16 protein-coding genes are annotated in these 17985 nt (G+C 55.0%); 1 reads left to right on the plus strand and 15 read right to left on the minus strand.

Features of this window, described 5'->3' with window-relative positions; translation table 11 throughout:
• Positions 1-7 precede the first annotated feature (7 nt).
• The 13 genes from tap to flhD all read right to left on the minus strand — a co-directional run bounded on the left by tap (position 8) and on the right by flhD (position 14498).
• Positions 8-1609 carry a methyl-accepting chemotaxis protein IV gene (gene tap, locus B3B59_RS13200; RefSeq protein WP_046885089.1) on the minus strand — a complete coding sequence of 534 codons (1602 nt, stop codon included), beginning with the start codon at positions 1607-1609 and terminating at the stop codon, positions 8-10.
• 44 nt (positions 1610-1653) lie between these two features.
• Positions 1654-3321: a methyl-accepting chemotaxis protein II gene (gene tar, locus B3B59_RS13205; protein WP_046885088.1), complete on the minus strand. Its 1668-nt coding sequence runs from the start codon at positions 3319-3321 to the stop codon at positions 1654-1656.
• An 83-nt stretch (positions 3322-3404) separates the two neighbouring features.
• On the minus strand, positions 3405-4370 hold the full coding sequence (locus B3B59_RS13210) for a Csu type fimbrial protein (RefSeq protein WP_286809230.1): 966 nt from the start codon (positions 4368-4370) through the stop codon (positions 3405-3407).
• Complete coding sequence (locus B3B59_RS13215) at positions 4367-6748, minus strand: fimbria/pilus outer membrane usher protein (RefSeq protein ID WP_207291981.1); 2382 nt, start codon at positions 6746-6748, stop codon at positions 4367-4369. The genes B3B59_RS13210 and B3B59_RS13215 overlap by 4 nt, the downstream gene beginning before the upstream one ends.
• Positions 6724-7482, minus strand: a complete 759-nt coding sequence (locus B3B59_RS13220; protein WP_040075086.1) for a fimbrial biogenesis chaperone — start codon at positions 7480-7482, stop codon at positions 6724-6726. The genes B3B59_RS13215 and B3B59_RS13220 overlap by 25 nt, the downstream gene beginning before the upstream one ends.
• 15 nt (positions 7483-7497) lie before the next feature.
• Complete coding sequence (locus B3B59_RS13225) at positions 7498-8046, minus strand: Csu type fimbrial protein (protein ID WP_286809231.1); 549 nt, start codon at positions 8044-8046, stop codon at positions 7498-7500.
• An 11-nt stretch (positions 8047-8057) separates the two neighbouring features.
• Entirely contained in the window at positions 8058-8627 is a 570-nt protein-coding gene (locus B3B59_RS13230; protein ID WP_040075084.1) for a Csu type fimbrial protein, read from the minus strand.
• 454 nt (positions 8628-9081) lie between these two features.
• Positions 9082-9585, minus strand: coding sequence for a chemotaxis protein CheW (gene cheW / locus B3B59_RS13235; RefSeq protein WP_040075083.1), 504 nt, complete (start codon positions 9583-9585; stop codon positions 9082-9084).
• 21 nt (positions 9586-9606) lie between these two features.
• Positions 9607-11625: a chemotaxis protein CheA gene (gene cheA, locus B3B59_RS13240; RefSeq protein ID WP_286782495.1), complete on the minus strand. Its 2019-nt coding sequence runs from the start codon at positions 11623-11625 to the stop codon at positions 9607-9609.
• Positions 11626-11629: 4 nt separating this feature from the next.
• Complete coding sequence (gene motB / locus B3B59_RS13245) at positions 11630-12559, minus strand: flagellar motor protein MotB (protein WP_046885083.1); 930 nt, start codon at positions 12557-12559, stop codon at positions 11630-11632.
• Positions 12556-13443, minus strand: coding sequence for a flagellar motor stator protein MotA (gene motA / locus B3B59_RS13250; RefSeq protein WP_040075080.1), 888 nt, complete (start codon positions 13441-13443; stop codon positions 12556-12558). Before motA ends, motB begins: the two co-directional genes overlap by 4 nt.
• Positions 13444-13566: 123 nt before the next feature.
• Positions 13567-14145 (minus strand): flagellar transcriptional regulator FlhC, encoded by a 579-nt coding sequence (flhC, locus tag B3B59_RS13255; RefSeq protein ID WP_040075079.1) that lies wholly within the window; start codon positions 14143-14145, stop codon positions 13567-13569.
• 2 nt (positions 14146-14147) lie between these two features.
• Complete coding sequence (gene flhD, locus B3B59_RS13260) at positions 14148-14498, minus strand: flagellar transcriptional regulator FlhD (RefSeq protein WP_040075078.1); 351 nt, start codon at positions 14496-14498, stop codon at positions 14148-14150.
• Positions 14499-15290: 792 nt separating this feature from the next.
• Here flhD and uspC point away from each other — a divergent pair.
• On the plus strand, positions 15291-15719 hold the full coding sequence (gene uspC / locus B3B59_RS13265; RefSeq protein WP_286809232.1) for a universal stress protein UspC: 429 nt from the start codon (positions 15291-15293) through the stop codon (positions 15717-15719).
• 19 nt (positions 15720-15738) lie between these two features.
• On the opposite strand, the gene otsA is transcribed toward uspC, so the two are convergent.
• Together otsA and otsB are read right to left on the minus strand one after the other, a co-directional pair.
• Positions 15739-17163, minus strand: a complete 1425-nt coding sequence (gene otsA / locus B3B59_RS13270; RefSeq protein WP_046885081.1) for an alpha,alpha-trehalose-phosphate synthase — start codon at positions 17161-17163, stop codon at positions 15739-15741.
• Positions 17138-17944, minus strand: coding sequence for a trehalose-phosphatase (otsB, locus tag B3B59_RS13275; RefSeq protein WP_207291986.1), 807 nt, complete (start codon positions 17942-17944; stop codon positions 17138-17140). The genes otsA and otsB overlap by 26 nt, the downstream gene beginning before the upstream one ends.
• Positions 17945-17985 lie beyond the last annotated feature (41 nt).

A 17985-nucleotide genomic window follows, 5' to 3' on the forward strand; every position in this document is an offset into this window, starting at 1 on the left:
ATCACTTTCAGGATCCCACTGGCACGGCTTGTGACCGTCCGACTTCTGTTACTTTTACGACCTGCTCACTTACATTAAAAACGGCCACCAGCGAGGTCAGGTGATCCGCCTGGTTGGCTAACTGGTCGGTAGCGGCGGCCGCCTCTTCTACAAGGGCGGCGTTCTGTTGCGTTACCTGATCCATCTGGCTTACGGCCTGGGCAACCTGTTCAATTCCCCGGCGCTGCTCATCCGATGCGGAGGCAATCTCTCCCATAATGTCGTTCACGCGCGTCACCGAACTGACGATCTCCGTCATGGTCTTCGCGGCGGTGTCTACCAGTTCGGAACCCTGCTGAACGCGGGAGACCGACTCTTCAATCAGCACTTTGATCTCTTTTGCCGCGTTGGCGCTCCGGCTGGCCAGATTACGTACCTCACCGGCGACAACGGCAAATCCCCGTCCCTGCTCCCCGGCTCGGGCAGCTTCTACCGCCGCGTTCAGCGCCAGGATGTTGGTCTGGAACGCGATACCGTCAATCACGCTAATAATGTCGCCAATTTTCTGCGAGCTGGTGGCGATATCCGACATGGTGCGCGCCACGTGGGTTGCTTGATCGCCCCCTTTTTTCGCCGTCTGCGCAGCGCTCTGCGCCAGGCCAGATGCCTGGCGAGCGTTATCGGCGTTCTGACTTACGGTCGCCGTCAGCTGTTCCATGCTGGCTGCCGTCTGCGCCAGCGAGGCCGCCTGCTGCTCGGTGCGGGAAGAGAGATCATTGTTGCCTTCGGCGATCTCTGAAATCCCGGTGTGCATGGCATAGCTACCCTGCCGCACATTACTCACCGTTTCGCGTAACGATCCCTGCATCGCCTTCAGGCTGGCAAAGATCGCCGATATTTCGTTTTTACCGTACACCGCCACCGGACGGGCAAGATCGCCTTTGGCGATGCTGTCGAAATGGCTGCTGATGATCGCCAGCGGCTGCACAATCATCCTGCGCGACCAGAACAGCGCCGCGCTGGTCAGCAGCGCGGCCAGAATCACCACGGTGGTGAAGATCACCCCGGACATGTGATAACTGGTGCGGCTGTCGGCCCCCGCCTTCTCGACGAAGTGATTAATCTCCAGCTGCCAGGCATTGAAGCTCTTATCAAACGCCGCCTGAGACTCCTGCACCGGCGCGGTGAGGAAGTCCGACAGCTGATTGTTTTCAAGCCATGTGGCCTGGTGCTCCAGATCGCCGTGCCACTGGGCATACCCTTTCTGCATGTCTGTACGCAGTTTTTTACCCTGCTCACTGAGGGTATCCTGCGCGATAAAAGCCTTAAACATCGTGTCAGCCTGCTTCAGGCTGTCCCGCGCGGTTACCATCAGCGCTTTAATATCATCCGGCGGATAACTCAGCGCGGTTAAGGTTCCCGCCTTGTTGAGCGCGGTGCTGGCCTGTAAAAGCACGGCGCGGGTCTGCGCCAGTGCGGAGCGTTGTTGATTGCTGGTCTCGACTTCCTGCAAATTCTGATAGCCATCGCGAAACGCCCAAAAAGACAACCCGTTACTGCCAACCTGCAACACACCGCAAAGGATCAGAATCAAAAACAGTGTGGTCGAGATACGAATACGATTTAACATCCACGCTCCCATTCAGCGGCCAGCAGCCGCGGTTTAAAGTTCAGTCAAAATGTTTCCCAGTTCTCTTCTTGTCCGGCTGTCGGCACGCGTAAGCTGCCTGGCGCGGCGGCGGATGCCGTCGTACCAGGGTTTCTGCGGGCTGAAACCAATTTTGTAGGTGCTGCAGTAAGACGAAACGCCGAGACGGCCATCTTCAGACGGCTCGCCTGGTCTTCCAGCGCAGCGGCCGCCGCAGCGGACTCCTGCACCAGCGCGGCGTTTTGTTGTGTTACCCGATCCATCTCTGATACCGCCAGAGCGACCTGATCGATACCCCGGCTCTGTTCATCAGATGCCGAGGCGATTTCACCCATGATGTCGTTTACGCGGGTCACCGCATTCACGATGTCATTCATGGTCTCGCCAGCGGTTTCGACCAGCACCGAGCCGGTATCCACACGCGAGACGGAGTCTTCGATTAACGCTTTGATCTCTTTGGCGGCATTGGCGCTGCGGCTGGCGAGATTACGTACCTCCCCTGCTACTACAGCGAAGCCACGCCCCTGCTCACCGGCGCGGGCAGCTTCTACCGCGGCGTTGAGGGCTAAAATATTGGTCTGGAAAGCAATACCGTCGATCACGCTGATGATGTCGGCGATTTTTCGCGAACTATCGGCAATCTCGTGCATGGTTTTCACCACGCCATCTACCACTTTCCCGCCGCGCTGGGCAGTTTCCGACGCACTTTCTGCCAGATGCGAGGCCTGGCGCGCATTGTCGGCGTTTTGTTTTACCGTCGCGGTCAGCTGTTCCATGCTGGCAGCGGTCTCCTCCAGCGCGGAAGCTTGCTGCTCGGTACGGGAGGAGAGGTCATTGTTACCCATGGCGATTTCGCTGGTGCCGTCGTAGATGGCATCAGAGCCGTGACGCACGTTGGTTACCGTTTCGCTAAGGGAGCGCTGCATATGATCCACGCTGCTGGCCAGCTCGCTGATCTCGTTGCGCCCGGAAATCACCAGCGTCTGGGTCAAATCGCCGCTGGCAATGTCTCGGATGTGGGTAATGACGCGCCCCAGCGGGTTGAGCAGAATATGACGAATACCGTACCAGACGCCGACCAGCACAATGACCAGCGCCAGTGCCAGCGATGCCATTTGCCATTTAGCAAACTGGTAGTCATTGGCGCTTTCGCTAAAGGCGGTGTGATACTGTTCGGCGCTGGCTTTGGCGTAGTCGCCAAGCGCGGCGCCGAGCGCGTTCTGCATCCCCTGCGTCGGCTGGGCAAAGTAGGCATCCATGTTCCCGCTTTCGAGGAACTGAATCAGCTCCGCCAGCGCGGCGGCATAGTTGCGGTACTTCTCTTCAATATTGTTGCTGGCATCGACCATCGTCGGTAGCGGCGCGATAGCCTTAAAGGCCTCGTAGTGTTTACCGGCTTCATCCAGCGTGGTACGCGCATTCTTCAGCAGTTCCGTTTTGGCACTGCTCTGCTGGTTATTAGGATCCATCATCATCCGGGCGGAGGAGCGGCTGAGGTTGATGCGGGTTTGCAGCATCAAATCCCAGGTGGTGGTCAGCTCGCTTTGTTGCAGGCGTAAATCATTGGATGCGGCGAAGCTCTCCTGATTTTCCTTTAACGATGAGAAAAAGAGACCGCCGGAAATCAGCTGCAGAAGTGCGAAGACAACCAGCACTAACATCAGCATTGTGACAACGCGCATACGGTTCAACATACAACACCTTCTCCTGGATTGGTTATCGGTGTTATCGGCACAGCTGACGGGAACTTTACATTTGCGAAAGGGAAAAGCGCGGCTTAGAAGGCGACATCAACAATCAGGGTATCGGTGTAACTACCGGCGGGCGGGGTGGCCTGGGTCGTCAGGACTTTGGCGGTGTAATTATAGGTACGCAGCAGGCCATCGGCGCTGACCTGTGAGGAGGTGCCGCTGGACCAGCGCTCCGAACCGCTGCTTCCCCAGCGGTTGGCAGTGGCGCCTTTATAGATGTCATAGCTCATGCGGTTACTACCGCTGGCCATTTGCCGCACGTTGTTAAGGGCATTAGCGCCATTGTTAATGCCAATGGTGTAAACGCTGCCCTTGGTACAGGAGACAGAGATTGCCTGCGAGACCGTGGGGAAATTTTGCACCAGCGGCGCACTGTTGAAGTTGATATCCGGCGTGGTCATGGCGCTACAGTCGTTGGTGACATTGATATCCACCGCGATGCTGGTGGTGACCGTACCGGTTTGCGGCGTAAGGCATAATCCGACCGCCCCCACCGAGCAGACGTTGTAATAGATGCTGAAATTGAGGGTGACCCGATAGGGTCCGGCGGTGACATTCTGCCCGGCCAGGGTACGAAAATAGAGCGGAATATTATACTGCCGACTGCCCAGCAGACCCAGCAGCGTGTTGCCGCTCCAGGTGAAGGTTCTGCCGATCTGCACTTCGTTAGCGGTATTACACCCGGAGGCGCCGCACAGCCGGACAGGGATGACGTCGGTGATTGCCGCATTATCGGTGCGTTTCAGGGTCGCGCGATTCGACGCGGCAATGGTGGCCCCGGTGTACGTTAAGGTGATGGAGTCGTTGGTCAGCAAATTCAGTATTGCATCACAGTTCACGACCAGCGTGCCGGTGGTCTGCACTTCATTGCTACCGCTCAGCGCAAAAGAGGTCACGCTGCCAAAGTTGGCGTTCAGGGTGCTGGCAGTACAGGCTCCCCAGCTGGCGCCGGAGAGCATCAGCAGCATAAAGAGCAGTAGCAGGCGCTTCATGGCGTCAGCCTGCAGGTGAGTGGACCGTATGTTTGCAGCTTATGGTCCGGGTTGGCGGCCAGTGTGAGGGTGACCTTGCAGGTTTTGCCTTCCGGGGTGCGCACCTCTAACGGATTGATGTCGTTCAGATCCTCGAGCCAGGCGATACCGTCATACCCCACGGTAGCGTTGGAGTGCGACGCCCGTCGAACCTGGCTGCCCAACGGAATAGCATGCCCTTCCCCATCGTGCAGAATCACGCTGGCGACCCGCTCCTGCTCCATCGGAAAATCAACCAGATAACCGCTATTACGGCGCAGGGCGACCCGGCGTTCGGTCTCTTTCAGCCGGGTATCGGCAGGGAGATCGAGAGTGTTAATGCTGTAGCTGGCGGGATAATAGGCCGAGACGCCGCTAACCAGCAGATAGCCATTCCTGTTCGTTTTTCCGACCGGCTGGTTTTCATAGCTGACCGGCACGTCCGGCTGCCCGTCGGTGCTGATGACCACGAAGGCGTCGTTGATCTTATTGGCGGCAAAGAGTTCGCCATCCATCAGCACCACCGAACCTAACGCTTCGCCCCACCAGGTCATCATGTCACGTTCGCCGTAACCGCCGCCCTGCACTTCAATATTGTTATTGCGCCAGCCCAGCGACGCCTGCTGATAGTTGCTGGAGCGGGACTGCCGCGCCAGCGCCATGTTCCAGCTAAAGCCGCCGTCGGTCGGCATCGAATGGTTGTAGTTGAGACGCTGGGTACTGCCCGAATCCGGCGTATTCTCCAGGGTTACCGCAGCACTGTCGCGCTCACCAAGCGGAATTTGCAACGACATGGCCACGGTCCAGTCGCCGCGCTGCTGATCCCGGCTGGCGGCCAGATAGATACTGCTGCTGCCCCAGAGATTGCGGCTCCAGGAGAGGTTAAGCAGCTCGGTTTTCTGGCTATCAAAACTCTCTACGCCAATCCATGCAGCACCGATGTTACCGTAATCGCCGAGGTTAACGCTCACGGAGTATTGATCCGTATTGCGGCTGAGACTGGCAATAGGCTGGTTGTATTCGTCATAAATCGTAGGCTGATCGTACAGCGCCAGGTTACCAAAGCCGCGATCGCGGCGGCTGTGCTGGGTAGCAAGACTGAATGCGCTGGTACTGTACTGATAACCCCAGTTGATCTGCTCCCCGTCGTCGCCGCGCATCCGGCTGTGAGACAAGGCGGTATTCACTACCCCAAAGCGACCCAGTTTAACCACCGTGCCTGCCCCGCCAAGAGCCAGCTCCTCCGCCCCCTCAACGTGTCCTTCAAGAGTGAGCCAGTCGGTCAAACCATAGCGGTAGGATCCGCTGCCCGCCGCCGGGCCGTAGTCGAAATTTTCAATCCCGTAGTTACGTCGCAGGCTCCCGAGGGTTATCGCCCCGTCGCTCAGCCCCTCTTTGAGCAGTTCGCTGGTGACGTAAAACGGGAGCGTGGTGCTTACCTGGCGACCAAGCGCATCGGTGGTAACCAGAACCGCATCACCCGCGCCGTTGATATAAGGAAGGTTGGTCAGGGTGAAGGGGCCCGGCTGTAATCGGGTGGAGCCAGCCCGGTAGCCATTCACAAAGAGATCCACCGACGTTGGCACCGCCGCCTCGCCGGAAAATTCCGGCAGTGGCCAGGTCACAAGGTCCGGGCGCAGCGAGAAGTCACGGCCGTAGCTGATACCGCCCATGCGCACGCTGCTGCTCCAGCTCAGGGCATCGCTGATCACATCCCCGGCGCTCCAGGTGATGGCGTCATCTTCATTGGTCACCAGCAGCGTCGTGTCGTAGCGCACATACCCCTCCTGCTGGCCACCGCCAGAGAAGTTTTGCCGGTAATAACCGGTCGAGGATAATGAACCCCGGTCGTCAAAATAGCGGAATTCATGCCAGAGAGAGGCTTGCCCGCCCGCGTGCTCGGTTTTGCTGGAGTAGAAGTCATAGTTCAGCAGCGCCCCTCTGCCGTAACGCGGTTTGCTCTGGGCAGGCGTGCCGCCGAAGGGGGTAACCCTGGCAGAGATCCAGTCTCGCGGCACGCTCAGCAGTAGACGCTGGCCGGCGCTATCATATTCGGTTCTGACGCCTGTTAGCTGCGCCAGATTGACTTCGCCTGGCGGCACTTTTTCCGGCGGTAGTCCGGCGCGCAGCAGATCGGCGCTGGAGATCCAGAACTCACCGTTACGCTGGCTCACAGGCACTACCTGTCCGGTGTCGTAATGGTTAACGATCAACCCCAGTTGAAATACGGCTTCGTCATTTAACGACTGCGGTGCAGGTGGCGGCGGTAAAGCGTCATCGCCGGTTTCTGCCCAGCTCGCGGTCGACAGACAAAGCAGCATCATCATGGTCGGTTTCAGTTGACGGGGGCCGACTGCCATCGCGTATCCCGGGCATTAATTTCCGCACTCATCTGTCCCGGCTGGCCAATCCCGGCAGGCAACGGCCAGCTGCGTTCGCTGCCCGGTAAAACATAGCCGAGCAAACCATCCGCGATAGTTCGTTGCTGCCCGCCCTGCGAAAGGGTGACCTTGCTTAAGCGAACATGCACGTCGCTGCGGTTACGCACCTGTAGCGCCGGTTGTCCATTGTCGCGAACCACTCGCCAGCTCAGGGCATTGGTATCGACCAGAGCGTGATGCTCACCCTCTTTAATGGTCGGGATCCCCTGTCCATAAACAAACAGCGGAATGGAGTAACGCATCTGCAGTTTCAGGCCCATTTGCGGCGTCGCGTTGTCCTGAGGCTGGGGAATTTCATCGACAATAATGCGGTAGGCCTGCTCAACGCCCACCGGCACATCACCTTGTTTAATCAGACGAATCAGCTGTTTACTGCCTTTCGCGATGGTGACGATAGGAGGGCTGGCGACCACATCCTGCTGCGCGGTGTAGCGCTCAAGGCCATTCTCCTGCCGCCAGCGCACAATGCGCACCTGCATGGTGGTGGCGCTGTTTCCCTGATTCTGCACCCACAGCTCGGTCGCTTTGGTATCCGCAGAGAGCCAGGGATCGATTGGCCAGAGTAGAATGGTTGCCGCGCCGTGCGCCGTGCCTGCCGTGATGCCCAGCGCCATGGCTAACGCCAGCGCCCTGCCGGATGCAAATATCCTCATCGTCCTTCTCCCTATTCACCATGACAAGGTCACGGTGAGTTGATCTGAATAGTTTCCTGCCGGGCTAAAGCCGGTCAGAAGCGCCACGCCAAAAAGTGGCAAGGCAATGTTATTGCTATTGGTATAGGCCACCGGAATGGCCTGGTTTACGCCGATTTCACTGTTGGCCCCAAGCGAACTGCTGCTGTAGAGGCGGTACGCCACGCGCTGAGTCCCTCCGCTGCGCTGCATATTCCGTACCGAGGTGTAATACTGGCCACCGTCGATAGTCATGCTCAGCGCCACGCCGGGTGTACAGGCAATGCTGAGCGCGCCGTTAGGGACAAAACTGGTGCTGACCTGGCCGCTCTCCACCCCGGAGCGGGTACCAAAGTTGAGCGTCCCTAACACACTGCCCGTGCCTGCCATCACCGAGCATCCGGGAGTGATGGTGGCGTTAACCCTGAACTGCTGGGTGGTGATCGCCTGAGCGCTCTGTGTTACCAGCAGCGCCAGGCTTAGGCAGAAAAATGTGCGCAGCTTCCCCTTACCCCGTAGCCGGAGCGATGCACTCTCTACGCGCATTGCGGGACAGCTTAATAGGTGACGCTAACGTTGATGGTATCGGTGTAGGTGCCGGGAACAACCGTCACGCTGTTACCACCACCGGTAATTCGGCCATACAGCGTATAGCTGTTTACGCCCCCAGCGGTGGATGCAATCGGAAGCGGTGCGTTATTGGCAATGATGTTGTTGTACCCGCTGTCGCTAAACAGACTATAAGCCACGCCCTGTGCGGCATTGGCCGTATTCACCAGATAGCGCGTTGGGGTCCCTGGCGTACCCACTACCGTACCAGGGGCCGTGGAGTTGGTGTTGCCGGTAATGGCCACCGTATAACTGTCGGTGGTGCACTGGATGGTAAAGGTATTGCCGCCGCTGGCCCCGGTAAGCTGGGTAGTCAGGGTGGAGAAAGTCGCCGGGTGAGTACCGAAGTCCAGAGTACCGAAGTTAATGCCGTTTTGCGTTGGCGATCCGTTGATCAAGCATCCGTTGGTCAACGTCAGGGTTGCGCCAATCGTCCCGCTGCTGGTTACCGCCTGCGCCGAACCGGCACTTAACGCCAACAATGAACCTGTGAATATCGTGAGAAGTTTCCTGTTCATTTTCCACCCTCCAGAAAATGTTATCAGCCGTTGTCTATTTGGCTAACGCATAATTGGTGCTGACTCATTATTGTTATTTATGAGTCACTAAAATGAATTTAGTTTACGGAACGACAATCAGCCACTTTTATTGCACTCTATCGGAAAAAACGGGTGTTAATTTTTAATACACATCAAAAACAACAACTTAATGTGATTTTACTTTTCCTGGATCGCTGTTTTTTAGAGTTTTAGCGATTTAATTTATGATCATGTTCGCAATTCAGGGCGCTGAAAGCTTTCAGGATAAATAGCCTGAAGGGGTTATATTTAAATTCTTATAATAAACAGTTAAGGATAGCTAAATAATAGGCGGGCTATTTATTCGAAATATATTTTGCAGAAGCGTTTTTTTTACGAGGAAAAAGCAGAAAAGGGGATAAAAAAACGGGAGGGATTCCCCTCCCGTTACACATCAGGCTACGTGCGTCGCGGCAATGTCCAGTAGTGCCATCTCATCGCTGTTCAGTAACTTCTCGATGTTCACCAGAATCAGCATCCGCTCACCCAGCGCACCCAAACCGGTCAGGTACTCGGTTGACAGCGTCACCGCGAATTCTGGTGCCGGGCGAATCTGATCGGCAGTCAGGGAGAGGACATCAGAGACGCCATCCACCACAATGCCCACCACACGCTGACCGAGATTCAGTACGATCACGACGGTGTTATCGTCATAATCCACGTCGCCCTGGCTAAACTTCACGCGCAGATCGACGATCGGCACGATGACGCCACGCAGGTTCGTTACGCCTTTAATGAATTCAGGCGTGTTAGCAATGCGAGTGACCTGATCATAGCCACGGATCTCCTGCACTTTCAGAATATCGATACCGTATTCTTCGTCACCTAAAGTGAATACCAGGAATTCCTGCCCTGACGGCTCGCCGGCCAGCTTGGTTACATTACTCATACCGGTCATGTTATTACCTTCTTAACAGTATCAGGCGGCTGTGTACGCCACACGTTGTTCACGATTTAAACCCTGAAGCGCCGAAACATCGACGATCAGCGCCACGCTGCCATCCCCAAGGATGGTGGCGGCTGAAATTCCAGGCACTTTGCGGTAGTTGCTTTCCAGGTTCTTCACCACGACCTGGTGCTGGCCAATCAGCTGATCGACCAGCAGCGCATAACGACGACCCGCGCTCTGCAGAATGACCACAATCCCCTGCGTCGCCTCGGTTTTGGCCCCTGCCACATCGAACACTTTCCACAATTCCACCAGCGGCAGGTACTCGCCACGCACTTCCAGTACGCGCTCGCCACCCGCCAGCGGATGCAGATCTTCTTCGCGCGGCTGCAGTGATTCCATTACTGCGTTCAACGGCAGAATGAACACTTCGCCTGCCACTTTCACCGACATACCGTCGAGGATCGCCAGAGTCAGCGGCAGCAGGATACGAATGGTGGTACCCGTGCCCTGTTTAGACTGAATCTCAACGTGGCCGCCCATCTCCTGGATGTTACGTTTCACCACGTCCATGCCCACACCGCGGCCAGAGACGTCGGTCACCTGCTCGGCGGTGGAGAAGCCAGGGGCGAAGATCAGCATGCCCACTTCTTCGTCGGTCATGTTTTCACTGACTGCCATCCCCTGGGAGATCGCCTTCGCCAGAATACGCTCGCGGTTAAGGCCTGCCCCGTCATCGGTCACTTCGATGCAGATGTTTCCGCCCTGGTGTTCCGCAGAGAGAATCAGATTCCCGACCGGTGATTTGCCTGCGTTCACGCGGGTTTCCGGCAGCTCGATCCCGTGGTCGAGGCTGTTACGCACCAGGTGAGTTAACGGATCGATAATGCGCTCGATCAGGCTCTTATCCAGCTCGGTGGAACTGCCCATCAGAGTCAGCTCAATCTGCTTATTCAGCTTGCCCGCAAGGTCACGCACCAGACGCGGGAAGCGGCTGAAGACGTATTCCATCGGCATCATACGGATCGACATAACCGATTCTTGCAGATCACGGGCGTTGCGTTGCAGCTGGCCCATGCTGGTGATCAGGTCACCGTGGTTGACCGGATCCAGCTCGTTCGAGCGCTGGGCCAACATTGACTGGGTAATCACCAGCTCGCCCACCAGGTTGATCAGCTGATCGACTTTTTCAACCGCCACGCGGATGCTGGTCGATTCGCTGGAGCGCGCCGCCGGTTTTTCCGCGCGGTTTGGCGCGGCCGCTTCGCGAGGCGCGGCTTTTACTGCCGGTGCGGCAGGAACGACGGCCGGTGCAGCCGGGGTTTCGGCAACCGCGACCACCTCAACGGCGGCTGGCTCGACGGCAGCTGGCGTTTCAAAGCTAATCTGATCCGGTTCAATCACGAAGCAGAGCACCGCCACAACATCATCTTTACCGATGTCGCCATTCAGGGTCGCGGCAAGAGTATCTTTCCCTTTCACCACGTCGCTCAGCGTAGCGAGGTTGCTCAGCTCTTCTTCGAGAAGGTTAACTTCGCTCTCTTTCAGACCAGACAGCACGATACGCAGACGATCGTCCTGGGCTGGTGCCGCGGCAGGGGCGGTCTCTACAACGCTCAGTTTCGCCGGCGCAACGGCAGGTACCGCCGCTTCGCCTTTGGCTTCCAGCGCTAACTGGCGCAGAGCGTTGCAGATATATTCAAAGCTGGCGGCATCCGGCTCTTGCGAGCTTTTATAGGCGTCGAGCTGTTCCTGCATAATATCTTTGGTTTCCAAAAACAGGTTGATAATATCGGTATTGAGCTGCATCTCACCGCGCCGCGCTTCATCCAGCAGGTTCTCCATTAAATGGGTCGTCTCCTGCAGAATGGTGAAACCAAAGGTTCCGGCGCCTCCTTTTATAGAGTGCGCAGCACGAAAGATGGCGTTGAGCTGCTCAGAGTCCGGTGCTTCGGGCACCAGGTCCAGCAGGTGTTGCTCCATATCAGCCAACAGTTCGTCGGCTTCATCAAAAAACGTCTGGTAAAAATCGCTAATATCCATGCTCACGCTATCACCTCGGATTGGCTGGTGGCGATGTTGGAACGGCAGCCGAAGGCAAGGCGCCAGGCTGTTTCAAATCATCCAGTGACTCACTCTGACTCTCGGCGTTTTCATGCAGGATGGCCTGCTCCGCCTGGTTGTTGAGCACTAAAAGACTAATACGACGGTTAATGGCATCATCCGGGCCGCGATCGCTCATGCGCATGGTTGCGGCCATGCCGACAACCCGCAGCACTTTGCCATCGTCCAGGCCACCTATCACTAATTCGCGGCGGGAGGCGTTAGCGCGATCCGCAGAGAGCTCCCAGTTGCTATACCCTTTTTCACCGTTGGCATACGGGAAGTCATCGGTGTGGCCGGAGAGGCTAATTCGGTTCGGGATCCCGTTCAGCACCGGGGCGATCCCGCGCAGAATATCGCGCATGTAGGGCTCCACTTCGGCGCTGCCGGTTTTAAACATCGGGCGATTCTGGCTGTCGATGATTTGAATACGCAGCCCTTCCTGCACCAGATCGATCTTCAAATGCGGACGCAGCGCACGCAGTTTCGGATCTGCCTCGATCAACTGGTCGAGATCGCCGCGCAGTTTTTGAAGGCGACTGCGCTCCATGCGTTTTTTCAGCTCGTCGATGTTCGGTTCGCGTTTCACTTCGCCCTTGGACTGGGTGTAGTCATCGCCCCCGCCAGGAATCGGGCTATCGCTATTGGAGATACGCTGCCCACCGGTCACCGCCGTCGCCAGCGGGGTACGGAAGTATTCGGCAATCTGGATCAGCTCTTTCGGGCTGGAGATTGAAATCAGCCACATCACAAGGAAAAACGCCATCATCGCGGTCATAAAGTCCGCATACGCGATTTTCCACGAGCCATGGGAACCGTGCCCATGGCTTTTGTGTTTGCGTTTTTTAACTATGACGATGGGATGGGACTGGTTTTTCATGCGTCCTCAGTGGTCGTCTGTTGGTTGGGGTTTTTCACCGCACGCACGTGTTCTTCCAGTTCGATAAACGACGGACGCTCGCTGGAGTAGAGGGTCTTACGCCCAAATTCCACTGCAATTGGCGGGGCATAGCCATTAAGGTTGGAGAGCAGCGTGATCTTGACGCACTGCATCATCTTGGTGGTTTCGGCGCTCTTCTGACGCAGTACGGAAGCCAGCGGCGAGATAAAGCCGTACGCCAGCAGGATCCCGAGGAAGGTACCCACCATGGCGTGGGCAATCAGCGCCCCCAGCTCTGCCGCGGGACGATCCGCCGAAGCCAGGGCGTGTACCACCCCCATTACCGCGGCCACGATCCCGAACGCCGGCAGGGAATCCCCCACCAATGCCAGGCTATTCGCCGGCACTTCGGATTCGCTTTCATGGGTTTCGATCTCTTCGTCCATCAGGGCTTCGATCTCGAAGGTGTTCATGTTGCCGCTGATGATCAGACGCAGGTAGTCAACGATGAAATCGAGCATGACGGTATCCGCGATAATACGTGGATAGCTCGCGAAGATTTCGCTCTCTTTCGGGTTTTCAATATCCCGTTCCAGCGAGAACATCCCCTGCTGACGCGACTTCGCCATCAGGCGATATAGCAGTGCCAGCAAGTCCATGTACATACTTTTGGTGTATTTAGAACGACGGAACAGCAAAGGTAACGCCTTCAGCGTCCCCTTGATCGCTTTACCGTTGTTACCAACGATAAAGGCCCCCACCCCTGCGCCGCCGATAATAATCAGCTCGGCCGGTTGATAGAGTGCCCCAAGGTGCCCGCCGGTCATCATGTAACCGCCGAAAACTGTACCGAGAACAACCAGGTAACCTAATAAGATAAGCACGACATCATCCTTCCGCTAGTGACTTTCGCAGGATGCGCAGCTCGGGAGGTTTAGCCAAACGGCGGGTAAAAAAAAGCAGCGGTAATCACTTACCGCTGCTGGAATCTTGCCCACACGTAAGGGTTAAACAGCCTGTTCGATCTGTTCATCCAGCAGTTGTGGAATAATATCGGCAGCCTCCCGGGAAAGTTTACGTCTTTTTACGGCTCGGGATGGAGGCTGGCACAAACTACAGGCGAAGCTGCCTGCAGGCTGATGAGCGTGGGTGATAAAGTTGCCGCCGCAGCAGTTGCAGCGAGAGAGTTCCAGCATTCCGCTTTCAACGAAACGCACCAGTGTCCAGGCACGCGTCAGTGCCAGCAAAGGCCCCTCTTCCGGCTGTGGACACTGTTCAAGATAGAGTTTGTAGGCTTTGATAACGGCATCAACGCCGCTACATAAGCCAGTCTTCAGTAAATACTGCCAGGCATTGCAGAACATCGAAGCGTGAATGTTCTGCTCCCAGGTCATAAACCAGTCGGTTGAGAACGGCAGCATGCCTTTCGGCGGAGGGCTACCGCGCAGCTCTTTGTACAGTTTGATAAGGCGACCACGGCTCAGCTGAGTCTCGCTTTCCAGCATTTGCAAACGAGCACCAAGCGTAATCAGTTCCATCGCTAACTGAATGTCTCGCGCTTCCTGAACAATGCTTTTTTCGCTCATTATCAGGCCCTTTTTTTCCTTGCCGCATCATCAGGCTGGCTGATTTCGTTGAGCAGGCGTGTCGAGAGTAAAATACCGGTATGGACCTGTTGCAGATCGTCAACACGGGATTCTTGAGTGAGACGCGTAATAGCCTGAGGATTATCGAAGCGGAACTGGCAAACCAGCTGATTCGTCTCGGCTAATTTAACCATCTGTGGCAGTGTTAATCCGCCCAGAGAGGTCGCCATCTCTTCGTTGATACCCAGTCGGAACATAGCGGACGCCTTGTCCTGGCTAATCAAGCGCTGTGCTAGCAATAAATATGACAAGTTGATGTCATAAACGTGTTTTAGCAACTCGGATGTATGCATTTTTCCCATCCCGAATAACCAACTAATATTTTTATGCGGTGTAACCGCACCCCGTGATGTCGCCGGGAAAAACCCCGGTAAAAAAGAAGAAAAGGCTAAAATGCATAGTTGAATTAAGGTTTGTATAGAGTCCGAACGACACGAAAAAATAGATTCCTTTTCTTCGCGTTTATCATTTCTTACAAATAACTAAGATTTTTCCTAATTCGACGCAACTGTACTCGTCCGGTTTGTCACATACAATGCAGCCCTCGCTGAAATTTAAAATAAATGTGATCCACATCACATAATTTAAGTGAATTTGAGGCAGAAATCCATCAGTATGACTTCTAATTTGCCCTCTTTTTGAACGATTAAGGGAAGAATATATTCTGAACAGACGAATACTCATGCAGAAGTGTTAATAAGTCAGGCACGCATCTTGCCGAGAGCGTCCGTCATCGCCCCCTACGCAATATCAACCATTTCTATGTTAGAAACGTTAATAAAATACTCTTTAAATACAGCCGCATGGGGCATGTCAATAGGTAAACTATTACCTTGCGTTACCATTTTTTGGGTCGTTGATTTTGTTTAAAAGAGGTTGGCCGATGTGGATTGAATTTGTATGATTTCGGTTAAGTGCATGTTTTTTGACTTGCTATGCAGTACACGGATTATTCTTTCTATAAGAATAATTAATGAATAATTATGATTAGCGTCACACAATTGACATGTCTACCCCTTGCGCTGAAAAACATTCCGCGCTAAAGCTGATGAATAGACCGCTCACGCTCTAAAAAGGAGTGTCCAATGCGTTACTCCCATCTGCTTGTTTCTGTTGCTGTTTCTCCTGAAAGCTATCATCTCCTCGCCAAAGCGGTGGCCATCGCCCGCCCTTATCAGGCCAAAATTACGGTGGTTACGCTTAGGGCTGAACCGGAAATGTATAACCAACTCGCCGCGCCAATGCTGGAAGATATTCGTGGGGTTTTACAGGAAGAAACGCAGACATTTTTGAATGAACTTGTCGCGCAGGCAGAATATCCTCTCACCCGCGCAGTGATTGCAACGGGTGAATTGAGCGAATATATTCTCGATATTTGTGAAAAGCAGCAGGTCGATTTAGTGGTATGTGGCAATCATAATCAAAACTTTTTTTCCCGGACTACCTGTTCTGCTAAAAAAATTGTTAGCAGCACTAAAGTCGACGTGCTGTTAATACCGCTCGGCGGTTTATAAAACCACCGGCGGTATGACCTCAGGCCAGTTTAGGAAAAGTTGCGACCTTTTTTTGGAGATTGCTCTCCACGCTGCGAGCGGTTATTTGATTTAAATCGTCAATAAAACGCGCCTGCCAGCGATCAATATCGTTCTCTTTAATAATTTTCATCATTTCTGCATGACGCGAAATACGTTCCGTTAACGGCATCGTTAATGCACGGTTGAGTGCGTTCGCCACATCATCGCGGTCATAAGGATTGACGATCAACGCTGAGGTCAATTCGTTCGCCGCGCCGGCAAACTGTGACAGCACCAGCACACCGGGATCGGCAGGATCCTGCGCGGCGACATACTCTTTCGCCACCAGATTCATCCCGTCACGCAATGGCGTAACCAGACCGACCTCCGCATAGCGGAACACCTTCATCAGAATTTTGCGATCAAAATGCTGGTTGAGGTAGTAAAGTGGGGTCCAGCCCAACTGACCATAGCGGCCGTTAATACGCCCTGCTTCGGTCTCCAGCTGATGGCGGATGTCCTGATAAGCCTGCACCTCTCCCCGGGACGTAGGGGCAATCTGGGTGTAACGAATTTTGCCATGATGCTGCGGGAACTTGTCCAACAGGGTTTCAAAGGCAAGGAAACGCTCCGGCAACCCTTTGGAATAGTCCAGACGCTCTACGGAGAAGATATTCTTCACGTTTTTCAGTTCGTTTTTCAGCTGCGCCAGTTTTGGCGGCAGAGGTCCGGAAGCGTCGGCGGCAATCTCGTCAGGTTCAATACCAATCGGATACACTTCGGTGCGGAATCGCTTACCCCAGGCGCTGTAAGAACCATCATCGTGGCTGGTCAGGCGCGTTTTGCTGGCGACACAATCCAGGAAAGCCATCTGATCGTTATCGGTCTGGAAGCCCAGAAGGTCGTAATCACACAGCGCTTCCAGTAGCTCTTCTGCAGGCGGCAGCGCGTTAAAGATCTCAGGGGTCGGGAAAGGAATGTGCAGGAAAAAACCGACCCGGTTATTTACGCCACGTTTGCGTAGCTCACCGGCGAAAGGCAGCAGATGATAATCATGTATCCACAGCCTGTCGTCCTCTTCCACCAGCGGCAGCAGTTTGTCTGCCAGCATGCTATTTACCCGGGTATACCCTTCCCAGGACTCACGCTGGAACTTAACCAGATCCAGACGATAGTGAAACGCTGGCCACAGTACGGCATTTGAAAACTGACAATAGTACTCTTCGTAATCCTGCTCGCTAAGGTTAAACGATGCCCAGGTGATGTTCCCGCGCGTCTCCTTTTTAAGCGGCTGATCCTCGTTGCCTATGTCTCCGCTCCAGCCAAACCAGAGGCCGCCTGCGGCTTTTAACGCCCCAAGTACCCCGACAGCAAGACCACCCGCACTGGCTTTTTTATCGTCCGGCGGTGCGATTCGGTTAGAGACTACGACTAAGCGACCCATAATGATTTCTCCTGTTAGTTTGCGCTATTTCTTCTTCTTGTTTCTGGTTAGCGACTTGTTTAACCCATTCCCAGACGCTGGAGACGCCCTCCAGGCGCCATTTTGCCGCGGTATGACCCGGGCCAACCTTCACAGATAAACCCTCCGCCTGGTTTACCACATTGAATCCGTACTCATCCGTCAGGTCATCGCCGAAAAAGACCGGCGTTTTACCCAAAAACGGCGGTTCTGCCATAAATGCAGCGATGGCCTCACCTTTGTTGATGCCTTTTGGCTTCAACTCCACCACGCATTTACCCGGCTGAAGTGACAGCTGAGGGGTTTTCTCCACCATACGGGACGCCAGCGCCATGATTTCCGCCTCATACTGCGGCGCGCGCCGATAGTGCAGCGCAAAGGCCATTCCTTTCGCTTCCAGCTCGGTTCCCGGCAATGCGGCAAGCGCGATGGCCAGCTCGGCATGCAGCGATTGAATCAGGCTGGTCGGGAGGGAAATAATATGAGAGTGATCATGGATGTCGCGGCGCTCTGCCCCGTGTACGCCAGCAAGCGGGAAACGGTATGGTGCGGCCAGCTGATCAAGCTCGGCCATTGAACGCCCTGATATCAATGCCAGTGCCCCCTGATTTTGTAGCGCAAGCTGATTAAGCGCCTGCAAGACATCAGGTGGAACAACAACCTCGTCCGGATGTGGTTTTATCGTCGCCAGCGTTCCGTCGAGATCAAAAAAATAAGCAAAATTTCCAGCTAACACAGGCGGTGCAGTTAACGTATCTGCCACACTTGTCCTCCTCACAGTTAATGAGATATCAAGTAACGGAT

The sequence above is a fragment of the Leclercia sp. UBA2479 genome (assembly GCF_002341985.1).
GTDB classification, from domain to species: Bacteria; Pseudomonadota; Gammaproteobacteria; order Enterobacterales; family Enterobacteriaceae; genus Enterobacter; species Enterobacter pneumoniae.

What these genes read in the sequence shown, in the direction of transcription:
- flhD (WP_040075078.1), bottom strand. Translation starts at nt 14,498, where the DNA reads ATGCATACATCCGAGTTGCTAAAACACGTTTATGACATCAACTTGTCA.
- B3B59_RS13210 (WP_286809230.1), bottom strand. Translation starts at nt 4,370, where the DNA reads ATGAAGCGCCTGCTACTGCTCTTTATGCTGCTGATGCTCTCCGGCGCC.
- flhC (WP_040075079.1), bottom strand. Translation starts at nt 14,145, where the DNA reads ATGAGCGAAAAAAGCATTGTTCAGGAAGCGCGAGACATTCAGTTAGCG.
- cheW (WP_040075083.1), bottom strand. Translation starts at nt 9,585, where the DNA reads ATGACCGGTATGAGTAATGTAACCAAGCTGGCCGGCGAGCCGTCAGGG.
- B3B59_RS13225 (WP_286809231.1), bottom strand. Translation starts at nt 8,046, where the DNA reads ATGCGCGTAGAGAGTGCATCGCTCCGGCTACGGGGTAAGGGGAAGCTG.
- B3B59_RS13220 (WP_040075086.1), bottom strand. Translation starts at nt 7,482, where the DNA reads ATGAGGATATTTGCATCCGGCAGGGCGCTGGCGTTAGCCATGGCGCTG.
- motB (WP_046885083.1), bottom strand. Translation starts at nt 12,559, where the DNA reads ATGAAAAACCAGTCCCATCCCATCGTCATAGTTAAAAAACGCAAACAC.
- B3B59_RS13215 (WP_207291981.1), bottom strand. Translation starts at nt 6,748, where the DNA reads ATGGCAGTCGGCCCCCGTCAACTGAAACCGACCATGATGATGCTGCTT.
- uspC (WP_286809232.1), top strand. Translation starts at nt 15,291, where the DNA reads ATGCGTTACTCCCATCTGCTTGTTTCTGTTGCTGTTTCTCCTGAAAGC.
- tap (WP_046885089.1), bottom strand. Translation starts at nt 1,609, where the DNA reads ATGTTAAATCGTATTCGTATCTCGACCACACTGTTTTTGATTCTGATC.
- otsA (WP_046885081.1), bottom strand. Translation starts at nt 17,163, where the DNA reads ATGGGTCGCTTAGTCGTAGTCTCTAACCGAATCGCACCGCCGGACGAT.
- tar (WP_046885088.1), bottom strand. Translation starts at nt 3,321, where the DNA reads ATGTTGAACCGTATGCGCGTTGTCACAATGCTGATGTTAGTGCTGGTT.
- B3B59_RS13230 (WP_040075084.1), bottom strand. Translation starts at nt 8,627, where the DNA reads ATGAACAGGAAACTTCTCACGATATTCACAGGTTCATTGTTGGCGTTA.